The 17,410-nt window shown below is 68.1% G+C and carries 16 protein-coding genes; 5 read left to right on the top strand and 11 right to left on the bottom strand.

Annotated features, from left to right (window positions below):
• Nucleotides 1-83: 83 nt before the first annotated feature.
• From YU1_RS0100080 to YU1_RS0100055, 6 genes are all read right to left on the bottom strand, one after another.
• Nucleotides 84-542 (bottom strand): peptidylprolyl isomerase, encoded by a 459-nt coding sequence (locus YU1_RS0100080; protein WP_029002335.1) that lies wholly within the window; start codon nucleotides 540-542, stop codon nucleotides 84-86.
• Between the two features lie 30 nt (nucleotides 543-572).
• Nucleotides 573-1,142: a peptidylprolyl isomerase gene (locus YU1_RS0100075; RefSeq protein ID WP_029002334.1), complete on the bottom strand. Its 570-nt coding sequence runs from the start codon at nucleotides 1,140-1,142 to the stop codon at nucleotides 573-575.
• A gap of 81 nt (nucleotides 1,143-1,223) precedes the next feature.
• Complete coding sequence (coaD, locus tag YU1_RS0100070) at nucleotides 1,224-1,745, bottom strand: pantetheine-phosphate adenylyltransferase (RefSeq protein ID WP_029002333.1); 522 nt, start codon at nucleotides 1,743-1,745, stop codon at nucleotides 1,224-1,226.
• Between the two features lie 54 nt (nucleotides 1,746-1,799).
• Complete coding sequence (locus tag YU1_RS0100065) at nucleotides 1,800-2,411, bottom strand: LysE family translocator (protein WP_029002332.1); 612 nt, start codon at nucleotides 2,409-2,411, stop codon at nucleotides 1,800-1,802.
• A gap of 8 nt (nucleotides 2,412-2,419) precedes the next feature.
• A complete protein-coding gene (gyrA, locus tag YU1_RS27150; protein ID WP_051356308.1) occupies nucleotides 2,420-5,203 on the bottom strand; it encodes a DNA gyrase subunit A in 2,784 nt (927 codons plus the stop codon).
• Between the two features lie 306 nt (nucleotides 5,204-5,509).
• Nucleotides 5,510-6,685, bottom strand: a complete 1,176-nt coding sequence (locus YU1_RS0100055) for an E22 family MetX-like putative esterase (RefSeq protein ID WP_029002331.1) — start codon at nucleotides 6,683-6,685, stop codon at nucleotides 5,510-5,512.
• A 548-nt stretch (nucleotides 6,686-7,233) separates the two neighbouring features.
• Between YU1_RS0100055 and YU1_RS0100050 the strand changes: the two genes are divergently transcribed.
• Nucleotides 7,234-7,737 (top strand): GNAT family N-acetyltransferase, encoded by a 504-nt coding sequence (locus YU1_RS0100050; protein ID WP_029002330.1) that lies wholly within the window; start codon nucleotides 7,234-7,236, stop codon nucleotides 7,735-7,737.
• Nucleotides 7,738-7,840: 103 nt separating this feature from the next.
• On the opposite strand, the gene YU1_RS0100045 is transcribed toward YU1_RS0100050, so the two are convergent.
• Nucleotides 7,841-9,283 carry a class II 3-deoxy-7-phosphoheptulonate synthase gene (locus YU1_RS0100045; protein ID WP_051356307.1) on the bottom strand — a complete coding sequence of 481 codons (1,443 nt, stop codon included), beginning with the start codon at nucleotides 9,281-9,283 and terminating at the stop codon, nucleotides 7,841-7,843.
• Nucleotides 9,284-9,587: 304 nt separating this feature from the next.
• On the opposite strand from YU1_RS0100045, the gene YU1_RS27145 reads away from it, so the two are divergent.
• Nucleotides 9,588-10,841, top strand: a complete 1,254-nt coding sequence (locus YU1_RS27145; protein WP_035713073.1) for a multidrug effflux MFS transporter — start codon at nucleotides 9,588-9,590, stop codon at nucleotides 10,839-10,841.
• Between the two features lie 46 nt (nucleotides 10,842-10,887).
• Here YU1_RS27145 and YU1_RS0100035 read toward each other — a convergent pair whose 3' ends face one another.
• Nucleotides 10,888-11,184, bottom strand: a complete 297-nt coding sequence (locus YU1_RS0100035; RefSeq protein WP_029002328.1) for a hypothetical protein — start codon at nucleotides 11,182-11,184, stop codon at nucleotides 10,888-10,890.
• A 79-nt stretch (nucleotides 11,185-11,263) separates the two neighbouring features.
• A complete protein-coding gene (gor, locus tag YU1_RS0100030; protein ID WP_029002327.1) occupies nucleotides 11,264-12,622 on the bottom strand; it encodes a glutathione-disulfide reductase in 1,359 nt (452 codons plus the stop codon).
• Between the two features lie 207 nt (nucleotides 12,623-12,829).
• On the opposite strand from gor, the gene YU1_RS31650 reads away from it, so the two are divergent.
• A complete protein-coding gene (locus tag YU1_RS31650; protein ID WP_051356306.1) occupies nucleotides 12,830-14,962 on the top strand; it encodes a glycosyltransferase family 2 protein in 2,133 nt (710 codons plus the stop codon).
• Between the two features lie 72 nt (nucleotides 14,963-15,034).
• On the opposite strand, the gene YU1_RS27135 is transcribed toward YU1_RS31650, so the two are convergent.
• Nucleotides 15,035-15,550, bottom strand: a complete 516-nt coding sequence (locus tag YU1_RS27135) for a DUF2059 domain-containing protein (RefSeq protein ID WP_051356305.1) — start codon at nucleotides 15,548-15,550, stop codon at nucleotides 15,035-15,037.
• A gap of 21 nt (nucleotides 15,551-15,571) precedes the next feature.
• Nucleotides 15,572-16,282, bottom strand: a complete 711-nt coding sequence (gene rpiA / locus YU1_RS0100015; protein WP_029002326.1) for a ribose-5-phosphate isomerase RpiA — start codon at nucleotides 16,280-16,282, stop codon at nucleotides 15,572-15,574.
• Between the two features lie 165 nt (nucleotides 16,283-16,447).
• Here rpiA and gph point away from each other — a divergent pair, with 165 nt between their 5' ends.
• Both gph and YU1_RS27130 read left to right on the top strand, forming a co-directional pair.
• Nucleotides 16,448-17,134 carry a phosphoglycolate phosphatase gene (gene gph / locus YU1_RS0100010; protein WP_029002325.1) on the top strand — a complete coding sequence of 229 codons (687 nt, stop codon included), beginning with the start codon at nucleotides 16,448-16,450 and terminating at the stop codon, nucleotides 17,132-17,134.
• Between the two features lie 77 nt (nucleotides 17,135-17,211).
• Nucleotides 17,212-17,410: transposase (locus YU1_RS27130; RefSeq protein WP_035713249.1), on the top strand; the 199-nt coding region annotated here is incomplete at its 3' end.

Below are 17,410 nucleotides of genomic sequence, written 5' to 3'. Positions count from 1 at the left end.
CGTCCTGAAACGCAAAACGCGCCGGCCTCTCGGGCCGGCGCGCTTCGTTTGGGCCTACGCCATGCGGCGCAGATGGGCTGCGCTCACTCGGCGGTGGCGAGGCGGGCCGTCACGATCTTGTCGGGATCGGCGACCGGCTCGCCGCGCTTGATCTGGTCCACATTGTCCATGCCGGACACCACTTCGCCCCACACGGTGTACTGGCCGTCGAGGAAGCGGGCGTCGCCGAAGCAGATGAAGAACTGGCTGTCGCCGCTGTCCGGGCTCTGCGCGCGGGCCATGGAGACCGTGCCGCGCACATGCGGCTGCTTGTTGAACTCCGCCTTCAGCTTCTTGCCGGAGCCGCCCATGCCGTTGCCATACTGGCCGTCGCCGGTCTGGGCCATGAAGCCCTCGATGACGCGGTGGAACGGGACGTTGTTGTAGAAGCCTTCGTTCACCAGTTCCTTGATCCGGGCGACATGGCCGGGGGCCAGGTCGGGGCGGAAGGCGATGGTCACGTCACCCTTGGTGGTTTCGAGCACGAGCAGTTCGTCAGCCATGGGGCCTCTCCTTTGATGGGCTTATGGGTTTCACTTCACGTCGGCCGCGACCTGCATCTTGACGATGCGGTCGGGGGTCGGGACGGAGCCGTTGGCCTCCTTCGGCCCCTTCTTCAGCTTGTCGATGTATTCCATGCCGGACACCACCTGGCCGACCACCGTGTACTGGCCGTTCAGGAAGGCGGAATCCGCATAGCAGATGAAGAACTGCGAATTGGCGCTGTCCGGCGAGGACGAGCGGGCCATGCCCACGGTGCCGCGCACGAACGGGGTCTTGGAGAATTCGGCCGGCAGGTTGGGATATTTGGAGCCGCCGGTGCCGTTGCCATACTGGCCGTCGCCGGTCTGGGCCATGAAGCCGTCGATGACGCGGTGGAACGGCACGTTGTTGTAGAAGCCCTCGCGGGTGAGCTGCTTCATGCGCTCCACGTGCTTCGGGGCGAGGTCCGGGCGCAGCGCGATGACGACGCGGCCGTAGGGCGTCTCCAGATAGAGGGTGTTCTGCGGGTCGGGCTTGGCGGTCTGCGCCGCGGCCGGAGCAGCGAAGGCGGCGGCAAGCGCGAGGCCCGTGAATTCACGGCGGCCGATGACACGAGGCATGTGTGGGGTCTCCTTGAATCACGCCGGGGTCTTCGGCCCGGTGGCGTGGGGTCGGCGGGAACGGCAGGGCGCCGTCCCCCTTCAGGACGCGGCGGGAAACTTGGCCTTCAGACGGGCGAGCACGATCGGCGGAACGAACGGGGCGACGTCGCCGCCCATGGATGCGATTTGCCGGACCAGCGTGGCGGTGATGGGGCGCACGCGCGGCGAAGCCGGGAGAAAGACGGTCTGGATTTCCGGCGCCATGGTGCCGTTCATGCCCGCCATCTGCATCTCATAGTCGAGATCGGTGCCGTCGCGCAGGCCACGGATCAGCAGCGTCGCGCCGGCGCGGCGCGCGGCGTTGACCACCAGATCGGCGAAGGTCACCGCCTCCAGCGTCGCGCCTTCCTCGGCCGCGATCGGCGCGCAGATCTCGTGCAGCATGGCGAGGCGTTCTTCGGTGGAGAACAGCGGCGCCTTGCCGGGATGGATGCCCACCGCCAGCACCAGATGGTCCGACAGCCGGGAGGCCGAGCGCACCACGTCCAGGTGCCCGTTGGTGGGCGGATCGAACGAACCGCCATAGATCGCGACGCGGCGCGTATGTTGGGTGCTGTTCATGGCGCACACGGTTAGCCGTTGGCGTGGCGCCGTGCAATGGGCGCGGGGCCGGTGCTACCGCCGTCCCGCCGCCAGCAGCACCATGGCCCCGCCCGCCAGGATGCCGGCGGAGACGCGATCGGCGACGCGGGAAAAATGGCCGGACAGCGCCGCCCGCGCCTTGTCCGCCACCACCGCCCAGACCATGTCGCCGACGAGCGCGATGGCGGCGAAGATGGCCGCCAGCAAGGCGATCTGGCCGCCGGGATGCTGGGTGTCCGTGACGAACTGCGGCAGGAAGGCCGCATGGAACAGCAGGGTCTTGGGGTTGGCGAAGGCCACCGCGAAGCCACGGCCGAAGGCGGCATGACCGGAGGGGGTAGGCAATCCCACGCTCTTGCCCGCGCCGCGCCACTGCAGCACCGCCAGCCAGATGAGATAGGCCGCGCCGGCATAGCGCACGAGGTCGAAATGCCGGGCGAACAGGTCCACCACCCAGGACAGGCCCGCGGCCACCACGACGAGTTGGAGCACCAGGCCCACGTTCACGCCCATGGCGCTCAGGATGCCGGCCCGTCGCCCGTGCTTCAGGCTGGTGCCGACGATAAGCGCCACGTTCGGGCCCGGCGTCGCGCCGAGAGCCAGGCAGGCGAGGACGAACACCGCAAGGCTCTCGGCTGGGATCATGGCTGGGCCTATTCCTCGGTCGGGGCGTCGGGCAGGTCGGTGAGGCCGTCCTCGCCCTCCTCCGAGGCTTCCCCGGCCTCGTCCTCGCTGATGTGCTCGACCGAGACCACATGCTCGTCCGCCGCCGTGTCGAACACGATGACGCCCTGGCTGGCCCGGCCGACAATGCGGATGCCCTTCACCGGGCAGCGGATGAGCTGCCCGCCGTCGGTCACCAGCATGATCTGGTCGGCGTCGCGCACCGGGAAGGACGCCACGAGGCGGCCGTTGCGCTCGTTCACCGCCATGGCGACGATGCCTTTGCCGCCGCGGCCGGTGACCCGGTACTCATAGGATGAGGTGCGCTTGCCGTAACCGTTCTCGGAGATGGTCAGCAGGAACTGCTCAAGGGCCTGCATCTTCATGCGGGTCACCTCATCGAGCCCGCCCTCCCCGGCGGCGGCTTCCTCGGCATCCGCCTCGACGGCGGCCTCCTCGGCCACGGCACCGCCGGCGGCATTGCGGCGTTCCGCATTGGCGAGGCGCAGATAGGCGGCGCGCTCGTCGGCCGAGGCGTCGGCATGGTTGATGATGGCCATGGAGATGATCTTGTCATCCTTCTCCAGGCGGATGCCGCGCACGCCCAGCGAATCGCGGCCCTTGAAGACACGAACCTCGGGCACCGGGAAGCGGATGCAGGCGCCGTTCGCGGTGGTGAGCAGCACGTCGTCCTGCTCGGTGCAGAGCTGGACCGAAGCGATGGACTCGCCCTCGTCCAGCTTCATGGCGATCTTGCCGTTGCGGTTCACCTGGCTGAAGTCGGCCAGTTCGTTGCGCCGGACATTGCCGCCGGTGGTGGCGAACATGATCTGCCAGCGGCTGTGCTCGCCGGCGTCCTCCGGCAGCGGGACGATGGAGGTGACCCGCTCGTCCGCCGCCAGGGGCAGGATGTTGATGAGCGCCTTGCCGCGCGCCTGGGGCGCAGCGGCGGGCAGGCGCCACACCTTGAGCTTGTAGACCTGCCCCTTGGACGAGAAGAACAGCACCGGTGCGTGGGTGGAAGCGACGAACAGGCGGGTGACGAAATCTTCGTCCCGCGTGGTCATGGCCGAGCGGCCCTTGCCGCCGCGCCGCTGCGCCCGATAGGTGGAGAGCGGCACCCGCTTCACGTAGCCGGCGTGGGAGACGGTGACCACCATGTCCTCGCGGGCGATCAGGTCCTCGTCGTCCAGGTCGCCGAAGCCCTCGGTCAGCTCGGTTTTCCGCGGCGTACCGAACTCCGCCTTGATGGCCAGCAGCTCGTCGCGAATGATCGCCCGCATCCGCGGCCGGCTGGCCAGGATCTCCAGATATTCGGCGATCTCGATGGCGAGCTTGTCCAGTTCGTCGGAGATTTCGTCCCGGCCCAGCGCGGTAAGGCGCTGGAGGCGCAGGTCGAGAATGGCGCGGGCCTGCTCGAAGGACAGGCGATAGGTGCCGTCCTCGGCGACGAAGTGGCGCGGATCGGCGATCAGCACGATCAGCGGCTCGACATCCTTAGCCGGCCAATTTTTCTCCATCAGCCGCTCACGCGCCGTCGCCGGGTCCGGCGCGGTGCGGATAAGCTGAATGATTTCATCGATATTGGCGACGGCGATCGCCAAGCCGACCAGCACATGGGCGCGATCACGCGCCTTGCGCAGGAGAAATTTCGTTCGCCGGCTTACGACCTCCTCGCGGAAGGAGATGAAGGCGGTGAGCGTGTCGTGCAGCGTCATCACCGCGGGGCGGCCGCCGGACAGCGCCACCATGTTGACGCCGAACGAGGTTTGCAGCGGCGTCATGCGGTAGAGGTTGTTCAGCACCACGTCCGCCTGGGCGTCGCGCTTCACCTCGATGACCACGCGCATGCCTTCGCGGTCGCTCTCGTCGCGGATCTCGGCGATGCCTTCCAGGCGCTTGTCGCGCACCAGCTCGGCGATCTTCTCGATCATCGTCGCCTTGTTCACCTGATACGGGATCTCGGTGATGATGATCGCTTCCCGCTCCTTGCGGACGGTTTCGATCGAGGCGCGGGCGCGCATCATGATCGAGCCGCGCCCGGTCATGTAGGCCTGGCGGATGCCGACACGGCCCATGATGAGGGCCCCGGTGGGGAAATCCGGGCCGGGAATGTGTTCGAGCAGCGCTTCGGGATCCAGCAGCGGGTCGTCCAGCAGTGCCACCGTGCCGTCGATGACCTCGCCGAGATTGTGCGGCGGGATGTTGGTGGCCATGCCCACCGCGATGCCGCCCGCGCCGTTGACCAGCAGGTTGGGGAACCGCGCCGGAAGGACGGTCGGCTCGCTCTCGCTGTTGTCGTAATTGTCCTGAAAGTCGACCGTGTCCTGGCCGAGCTCGTCCAGCAGCGCCTGCGTCACCTTCTCAAGGCGCACCTCGGTGTAGCGCATGGCCGCCGGCGGATCGCCGTCCACCGAGCCGAAATTGCCCTGCCCGTCGATCAGCGGCAGCCGCAGCGAGAAAGTCTGCACCATGCGCACCAAGGCGTCATAGACCGACTGGTCGCCATGGGGATGGTATTTACCGATCACGTCGCCCACCACGCGGGCCGACTTGCGATACTGCTTGTTCCACTCGTATCCGTTCTCATTCATGGAGAACAGGATGCGGCGGTGCACCGGCTTCAGTCCGTCGCGCACGTCGGGCAGGGCCCGGGCGACGATCACGCTCATCGCATAGTCGAGATACGAGCGGGACAGCTCGTCGGTGATGGATACGGGCCGGATATCGGAAGGCGTAGCGCCACCCTGCTTCGGCGTCTCGTGGTCAGCCAAACGATCACTCTTTCATGGTCGGCAACAGTCGTCAGTTGTAGCCGATTCACCTTTGCAATACCAGCACTGAGCCTTCGCGATCGAGGCTAAAACACATGTAAAATCAGATACTTGAAAAGACATGCTCACACGACTGGGGATCGTTCGCCGCAGCGGGCGCGAAATGCCGCCGTCCTGCCTCGGCGAAGCAATACTGAAATACCGGCACCGAGAGGGCCCCGGATCTTCGAATGCCCGTCGGATGCCCAAACGACAAGGCCTCCCGGCCTGTACGCCGGGAGGCCCGCCGACGCCGGTGAGGCGGCGCTACTGAGCGAGGAACCGCGTGATGGCCTCGCCCGCCTCGGAGACGTTGAAGACGCCGTTGAGGTGCCCTCGTCCGCCGCCGATGTTCACCTGCTCCACCTTGGCGCCGCCGGAGCGGATTTTGTCGGCGGTGCGCGCGATGGTGGGCGGCGGAAACACCAGGTCCTCGCTGGAGGAAATCAGCAGCACCGGCGCCTTGATGCGGGCAAGGCCCACGTCCCCGCCCGGCGCGAAGGTCTGGTTGGCCTTCACGAGATAGAGCAGGTGATTGGCGTCGGCGAACTCCGCGCGCGCGGCGGCGATCTTTTCCAGCGTGGCGTCGATGGCATAGCGGTTGGCCATGGACTTCTCAGGGTCCTGGCCGGCCTCCGCCCATTTGCGGTTGAAGGTGTCGTCGGCCCAGGTCCAATAGCTCGAGAACAGCGTGATGACCTTCAGCGACTGGGCGAGCCCCGCGTTCGGCGGGGTGCGGCCGTAATAGTCGCCATTGTTCCAGTTGGGATCGAGCCGGATCGGCGAGGCCCAGACGTCGAGCCAGGCCACCAGCCACCCGTCGGTGTCTCCGGCGCCGATCACCGGGATGACGCGCGAGACCATCTCAGGATAGCCGGTCGCCCATTCATAGGCCTGGAGCGCGCCCATGGAGGCGCCCATCACCGCGTGCAGCTTGTGGATGCCGAGGCTCTCCAGCAGGGCCTTCTGCACGTTCACGAAGTCGCGGATGCCGACGATGGGGAAGTCCATCCCATAGGGCTTGTTGGTGTCCGGGCGCAGGGTCGCCGGGCCGGTGGTGATGACGTTCGGGTCCTTGGGGTTGAGGTTGACCAGCGTATCGGACGAGATGATGTAATATTTGTTCGTGTCGAGCGGCTTTCCGGGGCCGACGATGGCGTCCCAATAGCCGGGCGCCTTGTCATCCGGCTTGTACTTGCCCGCCACGTGGCTGCTGCCGGAGAAGAAGTGCGTGACCAGGATCACGTTGCTCTTGTCGGCATTGAGCGTCCCATAGGCTTCCCAGCCGATCTTCACGTCGCGCAGCGTCCCGCCGCTGACCGTGGTGTATGTGGGCAGGGTGAAGCTCTTCTTCTCGACAATGGCATCAAGGGCGAGCGCCGGCCCGGTGCTGACAGCCGCGAGCAGTGGCAGCGCGGCCAGGGCCAGCGCTCCCAGCAGCATGCCCCGCCGGGGCGGCCGGCACCGTTCCGGGGCAGCGGATGCGTCGGCGAATTGTTGTGTGGCGTGATGTGAACGGAATGTCCAAAACCTCATGGCGCCTCCTTCGGCCGCCCGTGGCACGAGCAGCCGCCTCCTTTGCGGGACCAGCCTCGTTAACGACGGCGGGCGACGGCGGTTCGAAGGACGCCGGGAACCAAACTGACGCATCGGTCCCGATGGCGGGCACCGAGGCGGGCGCGCCACGTCCTTGAACGCGCCATCCGCCACGGTCGGCATGGGCTGGCTGCCGGCACTGTGCGGCGGCCCGGAGAACCCGGCAATCGCTTTTCTGGCAAGGGTGCGGCGGCGATTTCACGCGCGGGGCGCTGGACCGTGGGGCGAGGCCGTGCTAATCGCGCCGCCTCCGGTTGAGGCAGTCATGATCCAGGTGTTCCAGCGACGACGAGAAAACGGGCCGCGCGCTTCCGCGCGTGATCTGTCGCGTCTGCCCGCCTGAGCCGCTCCCGGCCTGGGCGGGCCTGTGTCTGCCTCGCTCCCGGCTTTAGATCATGACCGAACTCCCCATCACCGTTGCCCAGGAAAACCCCGCCAATGGCGCCGCCATCGAGCGGCTGCATCGGCGCACCTTCGGCCCCGGCCGGTTCGCCCGCACCGCCTTCCGGCTGCGGGAAGGCGTCCCGCCGGACTACACCCTGTCGTTCACCGCGCACGTGGGCACCATGATGGTGGGCTCGGTGCGGCAGACCCCGATGTTCATCGGCACCACCCCGGCCCTGCTGCTCGGCCCGCTCACGGTGGAGCCGCCGTTCCGCGCGGTAGGCATCGGGGCACGGCTGATGAAGGTGTGCATGGATGCCGCGCGCGACCAGGGCCACCGGCTGATCCTGCTGGTGGGGGATGCGCCCTATTACGAGCGTTTCGGCTTCAAGGTGGTGCCGCCGGGACGGATCGCCATGCCCGGCCCGGTCGATCCCGGCCGGCTGCTCGTGGCCGAACTCCAGCCCGACGCCTTCGCGGGCATCAGCGGCCCTGCCCGCTCGTCGGCGCACTGACGCGCTTCCCGCGCCTCCACCCAACCGCGAAAAGAAAATGCCCCGGCGAACCGGGGCATTTCAGCTGTGTCTGCGGTGCCTGGCGCCGGTAACGGCGCCGGCATCACTCGGCGGCGACGACCTCGGGCCGACCGCGCGACTGACGGTCACGCTTCAGCAGCTCGGCCACCAGGAAGGCGAGCTCGATGGACTGCTCGGCGTTCAGGCGCGGGTCGCAATAGGTATGGTAGCGATCCCGCAGGTCCTCGTCCGAGATGGCACGCGCGCCGCCGGTGCATTCGGTGACGTTCTTGCCGGTCATCTCCAGATGCACGCCGCCGGCATAAGTGCCTTCCGCCGCATGCACGTCGAAGAAGGTGCGGATCTCCGACAGGATGCGGTCGAACGGCCGGGTCTTGTAGCCGGAGCCGGCCTTGATGGTGTTGCCGTGCATGGGATCGCACGACCACACCACGGTGCGGCCTTCCTTCTCCACCGCCCGGACCAGGGCCGGCAGGCTGTCGCCTACCTTGTCCGCGCCGAAGCGGCAGATCAGCGTGATGCGCCCGGCTTCATTGTCCGGCTGGAGGATGTCCAGCAGGCGGATGAGGCCGTCGGTGGTCAGCGAGGGGCCGCACTTGATGCCGATGGGGTTCCGGATGCCGCGGAAATATTCCACATGCGCATGGTCCGGCTGGCGGGTGCGGTCGCCGATCCACAGCATGTGGCCGGAGGTGGCGTACCAGTCGCCGGAGGTGGAATCCACCCGCGTCAGGGCCTGCTCATAGCCCAGCAGCAGCGCCTCGTGGCTGGTGAAGAAGTCCGTGGAGCGCATCTCCGGGTGGGACTGGGGATCGATCCCGCAGGCGCGCATGAAGTCGAGCGCCTCGGTGATGCGGTTCGCCAGTTCCTGGTAGCGATGCGACTGCGGACTGTCCTTCACGAAGCCCAGCATCCACTGGTGGGCGTTGGCAAGGTTGGCATAGCCGCCGGACGCGAACGCCCGCAGCAGGTTCAGCGTCGCCGCCGACTGCCGGTAGGCCTCGATCTGGCGGTGCGGATCAGGGATCCGCGCTTCCGGCGTGAAGGCGATGTCGTTGACGATGTCGCCCCGGTAGCTGGGCAGCTCGACGCCGTCGACCACCTCGGTGTTGGACGAGCGCGGCTTGGCGAACTGGCCGGCGATGCGGCCGAGCTTGACCACCGGCGCGCCGCCGGAGAACGCCATCACCACCGCCATCTGAAGGAAGACGCGGAAGAAATCGCGGATGTTGTCGGCGGAGTGCTCGTCGAAGCTCTCGGCGCAATCGCCACCCTGGAGCAGGAAAGCCTCGCCCGCGGCCACCTTGGCGAGGTGGGCCTTCAGGCGGCGGGCTTCGCCGGCGAACACCAGGGGCGGATAGGAGGCGAGCTTGGCCTCCACATCCTTCAGCGCGGATGCATCCGGATATTCGGGCACCTGGACCACCGGATAAAATCGCCAGGAATCCGGACGCCAGCCTTCGGCGCGGCGCGAGACGGTCTCGGCGGCGCTCGGGATGCGGTCGGAAACGGGGCGGGTGGTCATTCTAATCTCCATCCAGCTTTCGCCGGCGCTCATGCGCCGTGCGTTCCGGTCCTCGGCTCAAGGTCCGCAGGCTCCGGAACGTGGGCTTATACACGAGAGCGCCGGAGCACGGAACCGGAACATGGGAACGCCATCGACGCACCGTCAGCCTGCGGGGCACCCGCTCCGGGAGCGCCAGCTATGCGCCCGGTGCACGTGATGGTGCGCGCGTCTTCGCTGGAAGCCCGCGCGCTTGGCTAGGGGATGCCTTAAGAAGGCCGCGGACCGCATTCATCCGCCGCCCATCGGCCCAGAAGAGACAGATATGACCAAGAATGAGAGAGGGGTCGCACCGTCGACCGCCTCCGCGCCTTCCTTTTACGAATTCGTCGCCATCGTCGCCCTGATGATGGGGACGACCGCCTTCTCCATCGACAACCTGCTGCCCGCGTTCGAGCCGATCCGCCAGGACCTCGGCGTCAGCCGCCCGGCGGACCTCCAGCTCATCATCACCGCCTTCATGATCGGCTTCGCCTTCATGCAGCTGGTGTTCGGCACCATCTCCGACGTGATCGGGCGCAAGCCCGCGCTGATGATCGGCCTCGCCATCTATGCGCTCGGCTGCGTGCTGGCGCTGGTGACCGACAGTTTCGCGGTGCTGCTGGTGGCGCGCGCCATCCAGGGCATGGGCTCGGCGGCGGCGCGGGTGCTCTCCGTGGCCATCGTGCGCGACCGCTTCAAGGGCCGCGAGATGGCCCGCGTCATGTCGCTGTGCATGATGGTGTTCCTGGTGGTGCCGGTCGTCGCGCCGACCATCGGCAGCGGCATCCTGCTGATCGGCACCTGGCACCACATCTTCGTCGCCATGTTCGCGTTGAGCGTCGTGCTGGGCGTGTGGTTCAGCCTGCGCATGCCGGAGACGCTGCATCCGGAATATCGCGTGCCCTTCTCCGTGCGCGGCATCGCCCGTGGCATGCGGATGACGCTCACCAACCGCAGGGCGGTCGGCTATGCCACGGCCATGGGCCTGATGATGGGCGCGCTGATGGCCTATGTGGGCTCGGCGGAGCAGATCTTCGATTCCGAGGTTTATCACCTGGGCGCCTGGTTCCCGATCGCCTTCTCGTCTGTGGCGGCGGTGATGTCGGTGGCTTCGTTCGTGAATTCCAAGCTGGTCGGCCGCTTCGGCATGCGGCACCTGTCCCATGCGGCGATCATCGGCTTCACGCTCGTGGGCGCCGCGCAGACGGTGTTCGCCATCGCCTTCGACGGGCATCCGCCGCTGCTGCTGTTCTGCAGCCTCATCGCGCTGAACCAGGCGCTGTTCGCGCTCACCGTGCCCAATTTCAACTCCATGGCCATGGAGCCGCTAGGTGCCATCGCCGGGACTGCGTCGTCCTTCATCGGCTTCTACACGACGCTGCTCGGCGCAGTGATGGGGATGATCGTCGGCCAGTCCGTGGCCGGCTCCGTGCTGCCGTTGAGCGTCGGCTACATGGTGCTGGGCCTGCTGGGCATCCTGGCCGCGCTCTGGGCCGAGAAGGGCCGCCTGTTCGGCGGGCAGATCACCGCCGGCTGATGTTACGCGGAGCCATGGCGGGGCCTGCCCCGCCATGGCCAGATGATCAGAAGCCGGTTTCCTTCGCGCAATCGGCGATGGTCTTGGCGAGCTTGGCGCGGCCAGCGTCCGCCTCCGTGGTCTCCCGCAAGGTACAGGCATCGAGCGTGTCGAAGGCGGCGCCGCTGATTTTCTTCTGGGTGAAGGCCTCCAGCGTCGCCATGCGATCATTGGGCGGCAGCGCCTGATACTTCAGGACGGCGCCGGGCTTGTCCTGGTTCGGCAGGATGGGGGCAGCGGCGGCCGCTTCCGCATGGGCCGCGACGGAACAGGCAAAGGAGGCAAGAACGAGCAGCGTGCGCACGGCAATCCCCGGACAAAAGCTTGACCAGGGCATGTATTGCAACGGTGCAGGGGCGCCGTCCACGGTGCCGTAGCGGCAGCTACGACGCCTTTGTACGCAGCGTTACCAATTCCTCAGCGCCGGTCGGATGGACGGCCACCGTGCGGTCGAAATCCGCCTTGGTCGCGCCCATCCCGATGGCCACCGCCGCCATCTGGATGATCTCGGAGGCAGCCTCGCCCACCACGTGGCAGCCGAGAACCTTGTCGGTGGCCACATCCACCACCAGCTTGACCAGCATCCGGGTCTGGCGGCCGGACAAGGTCGCCCGCAGCGGCCGGAACTGGGCCTTGTAGATGTCCACCGCATGGCCGGCCTTGCGCGCGGCTTCCTCGGACAACCCGACCGTGCCCACCTCCGGTTCGGTGAAGACGGCGGTGGCGACCAGATGATGATCCACCCGCCATGGCTTGCCGCCGAACACCGTGTCGGCGAAGGCGTGGCCCTCGCGGATGGCCACGGGGGTCAGGTTGATGCGGTTGGTCACGTCGCCCACCGCATAGATAGACGGGACATTGGTCCGCCCGTCCGCATCGACGATGACGGCGCCCGCCTTGTCCAGCGCGACGCCGACGCCCTCCAGGCCGAGGCCGCGCGTGTTGGGCAGGCGGCCGATGGCCAGCATCACCTCATCCACCTCCAGCGCGGTGCCGTCGGACAGCGCCACGCGCTTGCCGGCCTCCGTCCGCTCGATGGCGGTCAGGGTGCGGCCGGTCAGGATGTGGATGCCGGAATGTGCCATTTCCTCCGCCACATGGGCGCGCACGTCCTCGTCGAAGCCGCGCAGGATCTTGTCGGCGCGCAGCACGAGGCTGACCTCGGAACCGAGTGACCGGAACAGGCAGGCGAACTCCACCGCGATATAGCCGCCGCCCTGGATCACGATCCGGCGCGGCAGCGCGGGCAGATGGAACGCTTCGTTCGAGGTGATGGCGAGGTCCGCCCCCGGGATGGCCGGGCCGAGCGCCGGATGGGCGCCGGTGGCGACGAGGATGTGGCGGGCCTCGATCACCTCGCCGCTGCCGGCGAGGCGGATGGTGTTGGGTCCCTCCACCACGGCGCGCCCGTCGACGATCTCCACGCCGGGCGCCGCGAGGTTGCGGCGGTAGATGCCTTCCAGGCGGGCGATCTCCTGGTCCTTGCGGGCGATCAGCGTCGACCAGTCGAAGTGCTTGCCCTCCACGGTCCAGCCGAAGCCGGCCATGTCCTCCAGATCGTGCGCATAGCGGCCGGCATAGACGAACAGCTTCTTCGGCACGCAGCCGCGGATCACGCAGGTGCCGCCCAGCCGATATTCCTCGGCCAGCATCACCGAAGCGCCGTGCTGGGCCGCGATGCGGCCGGCGCGCACGCCCCCGGAGCCACCGCCGATGACGAACAGATCCACGCTCCGCGACATGCTGATTCCCTCCGGCGGCCGCGCGCTGGTGCGCGCAAGACCCGCCTGCCGGCCGTGCCGCGCCGGTGCGGAACGATCGGGGGCGGCAGTTCAATGCCGTCCGGGCGGTGCCGTCAAGCATGCGGCTTGCCCACGACCCGCCAATGATGCTTCAAACCGCCAGCGGCCGGAGCATCCCGTCCGTCGCCTTCAAGCTCCGGCCGGTGCATGCCCGATCTCATCCCACCCCGCTGGCTGCGCCCCCGGCGCACCGTGGAGGGCCAAGCCGATTTCCCGCTGCCGCTGGCGCTCCGCCTGAAGGTGCGGCGCCGGGGCTATGCCTTCGTGCTGGCGCTGGAAGCGGGAAATGTGACGGTGCGGGGCGTATTCCGCGATGCCTCAGGGCAACCGCTGGGGCCGGCCGTCCTTGAAGCGCCCGCGGCCGGGGTATTCGTGCCCCAGGGCGCGGCGAGCCTCAGCTTTCCGGCCGAAGGCTCGGGCCTACGGGTCGGCTATTATCCGCGCAGCAAGCTGGGCCTGAAGCTGCATGCCTTCTTCAACGGCACCTTCAGTGGAGCGCCGATGGGCAAGCGATGGCGCACCGCCGGCGCGGCGGCGCGGGACCTGCGCGGCACCCATGGCGCGCTGATCCAGGCCGGGCCTGCCCACCGGCAGGAACAGGCGGCCGCCTATCGCCGCTACCGGGCGCGGTTCGTCGAGGATTTCGCCGAGGTTCCGCCCGCCGACGCGGCGCCCCTGCTCTCCTTTGTCAGCCGCGTATCAGCGATCGCGGACCTTGGCCCGGCCCTCGATGCCCTGGCGCGACAGACCGACCGACAGTGGGAATGGCTGGTCCTCGTGCCCGAAACCGAGCGCGCGGCGGCATCGGCCCTGCTGGACGGCCAGACCCGGGCGCGCCTGCTGCCCGCGACGGGCGACGATCCGGCGGAGGACTTCAACCGAGCCTGCGCGCAGGCGAAGGGCGCGCTCATCGCACCGCTCGACCCGGCGGGGCGCCTGACCCGTGACGCGGTGGCGATGATCCGCGCCGGCTTTGCCGCGCATCCGGACTGCCGGCTGCTCTATGCGGACGAGGAGCGCCTCGACACGGACGGAATGCCGGTGGAGGGCATCTTCAAGCCGGCGTTCAACCGCCATCTCCTGCGCAGCCTCGATTACATCGGCCAGCCCTGGGCGGTGCGCGCCGATCGGCTGATGGAGATCGGCGGCGCGCGCGCCGGGTTCGGGGCCGCCTGGAGCTACGATTTGCTGCTGCGGGCGGCGGACCCGCTGCCATCGGCGGCCATCCGGCATGTGCCGCGCGTGGCCTATTCCCGCACGGCGGGGATGGGGGACGGCACCTTCGCTGGACCTGCCGTCGAAGCCGCCCAGCGGGCCCTGCGGGAGGCGGCAGGTGTCGCCGAGGTCCAGGCGTCCGAGGGCCGACTGAGGCCGCTCTATCCCCTGCCCGCAACGCCGCCGCTGGTCTCCTTCGTCATCCCGACCCGCGATCGCGCCGACCTGCTGGGGCTGGCGCTGCGGTCGATGATCGCGCTGACCGCCTACCGCAATTTCGAGATCGTCGTGGTGGACAACGGCTCCGTGGAGCCGGAAACCTTCACGCTGTTCGAGGACATCAGCCGGATCTGGCCGGCGACCAAGATCGTGCGCGACGACGGCAATTTCAATTATCCGCGCATCTGCAACCGGGGCGTCGATGCCGCCTCCGGCTCGCTCATCTGCCTCCTCAACAACGACATTGAAGTGGTCGAGCCGGGCTGGCTGGACGAGATGGTGGCGCTCGCCAGCCTGCCGCAGACCGGCGTGGTGGGCGCCAAGCTGCTGTTCCCCGACCGCACCATCCAGCATGCCGGGGTGATCGCCGGGCTATTCGCCTATGCCGGCCACTGGTTTGCCCATGCGGCGGCGGACGCGGACGGCTACCAGGGACGGCTGCACAGCCGCCAAAACCTCTCCGCCGTCACCGGCGCCTGCCTGATGATCCGCCGCGACTGCTGGGACGCCATCGGCCCGCTCGACGCCGAGCGCTTCGCCGAGGACTGCAACGACATCGATCTCTGCCTCAGGGCGGTGGCGGCGGGCCATGAGCTGGTCTGGACGCCGTTCGCCTGCCTGATCCATCACGAATCGGCTTCGCGGGGGAAGCGCCGGGCCAAGGCCCATCGCGAGCGCCTCAAGGCGCAGCGCGCGCGGTTCGAGGCCCGCTGGCACGCCAGCAGGCTGGTGGACCCGCACTACAATCCGAACCTGCGACGCAAGAGCCTCTATGCCACCCTAGCAGCGGAGCCGGACGGCAGCCGCGGGGCGCGGACCTGCCTCGTTCCTCCGCCCGAGGCCTGACCCCCAAACGGAAAACGGCTCCGATGACGCATCGGAGCCGCTCTCGAACACGATATGACGAAGAGGGTGCGATCAGAGATCGTAACCCTGCTTCTTCATTTCCTCGCGGATGCGGTTCATGGCGTCCGCATTCACCTTGCCGCCCCAGGCCTGGATGCTGGTGACCGCCTGCTGCACGATCTGGGTGCGGTCGGTCACGAGCTTCTTGCCCACTGGCGTCGAGAAGAACGCCAGCGCGTCCTTCAGTTCCTGCTCGGTGAAGCGCTGGGCATAGGCCGTGGCGAGGATGTCGATAATCTCGCCCTTGCGCTTCTCGAACTCGGGCCTGAGCGCCAGCGCGGTGTCGCGCAGCTGCTTGGCGAGGTCCGGATTGGTCTGGAGGAAGCCGAGGGCGGCGCCGTCCAGAAGGTTCGGGATGACACCGTCAAAGGCTCGGGCCTCGCCATTGGCCTCGACCAGTTGGCGGGCCACCTGCATCTGGCTGGCGGTGGGCGGCGTCGCGACGGACTGGGCGAAGGCGCCCTGCGCCATCAGGCCGAGAGCGAACAGACCCAGACCCAGGCGCCGGACGGAAGGAAATAGCGACATGACGTTCTCCAAGGGGCAGGTTCAGGCCGTGGCCTGACGTTCGATGACGCGGATGCCGTCGGCGCCGGCGAGCACGGCGCGGCGGGCGAGACCGAGGAACAGGCCGTGCTCGACCACTCCGGCCACCTCCTCCAGGGCCCGCGCGAGGCGGCGGGGATCCGGGATCTGGCCGAGATGGGCGTCCACGATCACATTGCCCTGGTCGGTGATGACCGGCTTGCCGTCCGCCGAAAGGCGCAGGCGCAGCTCGCCCGCGCAGCCGGCCGAGACCACGGCGCCCTCCAGCCGGCGCAGGGTGGCGGTGGTGCCGAAGGTCACGATCTCGATGGGCAGCGGAAAGCGGCCGAGCATGGCGACGAGCTTGGTGTCGTCGGCGATGACGATCATCTCGCGCGCCGCGCTGGCGACGATCTTCTCGCGCAGCAGCGCCGCGCCGCCGCCCTTGATCAGGGCGAGGTCGGGGCCGATCTCGTCCGCGCCGTCGATGCACAGGTCGAGCTCAGGCTGCTCGTCCAGCGTCGCCAGCGGCACGCCGAGGGACTGGGCCTGCGCGCGGGTCTGTTCGGAGGTCGGCACGCCCACCACCTTGAGGCCGCCGGCGACCCGCTCGGCCAGGAGCGCGACGAAATGCTTGGCCGTAGACCCCGTGCCGAGGCCGAGCCGCATCCCGTCCGTCACATATTCCAGCGCACGCGCGGCGGCGCGGCGTTTCAGGTCTTCTGCATCGGCCATTCGGTTGTGCTCGTCTAAGGCTGCTGGCGTTGCCTAGCCGTGATCGGTGCGGATCACAAGCCGTGAGGCGCCGCGACACTGGCGACGTTGCCGCGAAAAAGGGGCAGATTGTGATGTGGATCACCGTCGGCGAGGCGCCGGCACCCGCCCGGAGGATGAAGTTTCATGCCGCAGGTCCGTCCCGTCATTGCGTTCGATCTCGATGGCACCCTCGTCGATACGGCGCCTGATCTGCTGGCGACACTCGACGTCGTCCTGTCCGCCCACGGGGTCGCGCCGGTGGACCGCGACGAGGCGCGGCCGATGATCGGGGGCGGGGCGCGCCTGCTCATCGTGCGCGCGCTGCGCCGCGTCGGCGTCGAGGTCGATGCGGCCGAGCTCGACCGGATGAACCGGCAGTTCCTCGACCACTATGCCGCACATATCGCCGACACCTCCCGCCCCTTCCCCGGTGTTCTCGATGCGCTCGACCGGCTGGAGGCCCGCGGGGCGATTCTCGCCGTCTGCACCAACAAGCTCGAATATCTGGCCCGCCTGCTGCTGGACGGCCTCGGCCTGTCGCCCCGCTTCGCTGCCATCACCGGGGCGGACACGTTCGGCATCTCCAAGCCCGATCCGCTGCCGCTGCTCTCCACCATCTCCGCCTGCGGCGGCGTGCCTGGCCATGCGGTCATGGTGGGCGACAGCGCCACGGATGTCGCCACGGCCCGCGCCGCCCGCATTCCCGCGGTCGCCGTGTCCTTCGGCTACACGGAAACGCCCGCCGCCGAGCTGGGCGCCGACCGGCTGATCCATCACTTTGCCGAACTCGAGTGCGCTGTGGATGACGTACTGCGATCCACAGCCGCCTGAGCCCCTAGGTAGTGTGGACTCTTGGGGTTCCCGGGCTGAATGATCTGTGATTCAAAGCTGCCTTTGATGAGGCAGCGATGGGTGTTCTTGATCGACTGGTGCTTGGGGATGAGCAGTGGGCGCGGATAGCGCCGCACATCATCGGCGACGAGCGGACGCGCGGCTCTTCGGGCCGGGACAATCGTATGTTCATCGAGGCGGTGCTGTGGATCGTGCGCACCGGCTCGCCTTGGCGCGATCTGCCGGAGCTGTTTGGAGAATGGAACACCGTCTTCC

Source organism: Azorhizobium doebereinerae UFLA1-100, assembly GCF_000473085.1.
In the GTDB taxonomy this organism is placed as follows: Bacteria; Pseudomonadota; Alphaproteobacteria; order Rhizobiales; family Xanthobacteraceae; genus Azorhizobium; species Azorhizobium doebereinerae.
The sequence above is the reverse complement of the archived record's forward strand: the minus strand, read 5'-3'. Positions and strand labels throughout refer to the sequence as shown.

What these genes read in the sequence shown, in the direction of transcription:
- gor (WP_029002327.1), bottom strand. Translation starts at nt 12,622, where the DNA reads ATGTCGCGGAGCGTGGATCTGTTCGTCATCGGCGGTGGCTCCGGGGGC.
- rpiA (WP_029002326.1), bottom strand. Translation starts at nt 16,282, where the DNA reads ATGGCCGATGCAGAAGACCTGAAACGCCGCGCCGCCGCGCGTGCGCTG.
- YU1_RS31650 (WP_051356306.1), top strand. Translation starts at nt 12,830, where the DNA reads ATGCCCGATCTCATCCCACCCCGCTGGCTGCGCCCCCGGCGCACCGTG.
- gph (WP_029002325.1), top strand. Translation starts at nt 16,448, where the DNA reads ATGCCGCAGGTCCGTCCCGTCATTGCGTTCGATCTCGATGGCACCCTC.
- YU1_RS27135 (WP_051356305.1), bottom strand. Translation starts at nt 15,550, where the DNA reads ATGTCGCTATTTCCTTCCGTCCGGCGCCTGGGTCTGGGTCTGTTCGCT.
- YU1_RS0100065 (WP_029002332.1), bottom strand. Translation starts at nt 2,411, where the DNA reads ATGATCCCAGCCGAGAGCCTTGCGGTGTTCGTCCTCGCCTGCCTGGCT.
- YU1_RS0100055 (WP_029002331.1), bottom strand. Translation starts at nt 6,685, where the DNA reads ATGCTGCTGGGAGCGCTGGCCCTGGCCGCGCTGCCACTGCTCGCGGCT.
- YU1_RS0100075 (WP_029002334.1), bottom strand. Translation starts at nt 1,142, where the DNA reads ATGCCTCGTGTCATCGGCCGCCGTGAATTCACGGGCCTCGCGCTTGCC.
- YU1_RS0100050 (WP_029002330.1), top strand. Translation starts at nt 7,234, where the DNA reads ATGACCGAACTCCCCATCACCGTTGCCCAGGAAAACCCCGCCAATGGC.
- coaD (WP_029002333.1), bottom strand. Translation starts at nt 1,745, where the DNA reads ATGAACAGCACCCAACATACGCGCCGCGTCGCGATCTATGGCGGTTCG.
- YU1_RS27145 (WP_035713073.1), top strand. Translation starts at nt 9,588, where the DNA reads ATGACCAAGAATGAGAGAGGGGTCGCACCGTCGACCGCCTCCGCGCCT.
- YU1_RS0100045 (WP_051356307.1), bottom strand. Translation starts at nt 9,283, where the DNA reads ATGACCACCCGCCCCGTTTCCGACCGCATCCCGAGCGCCGCCGAGACC.
- YU1_RS0100080 (WP_029002335.1), bottom strand. Translation starts at nt 542, where the DNA reads ATGGCTGACGAACTGCTCGTGCTCGAAACCACCAAGGGTGACGTGACC.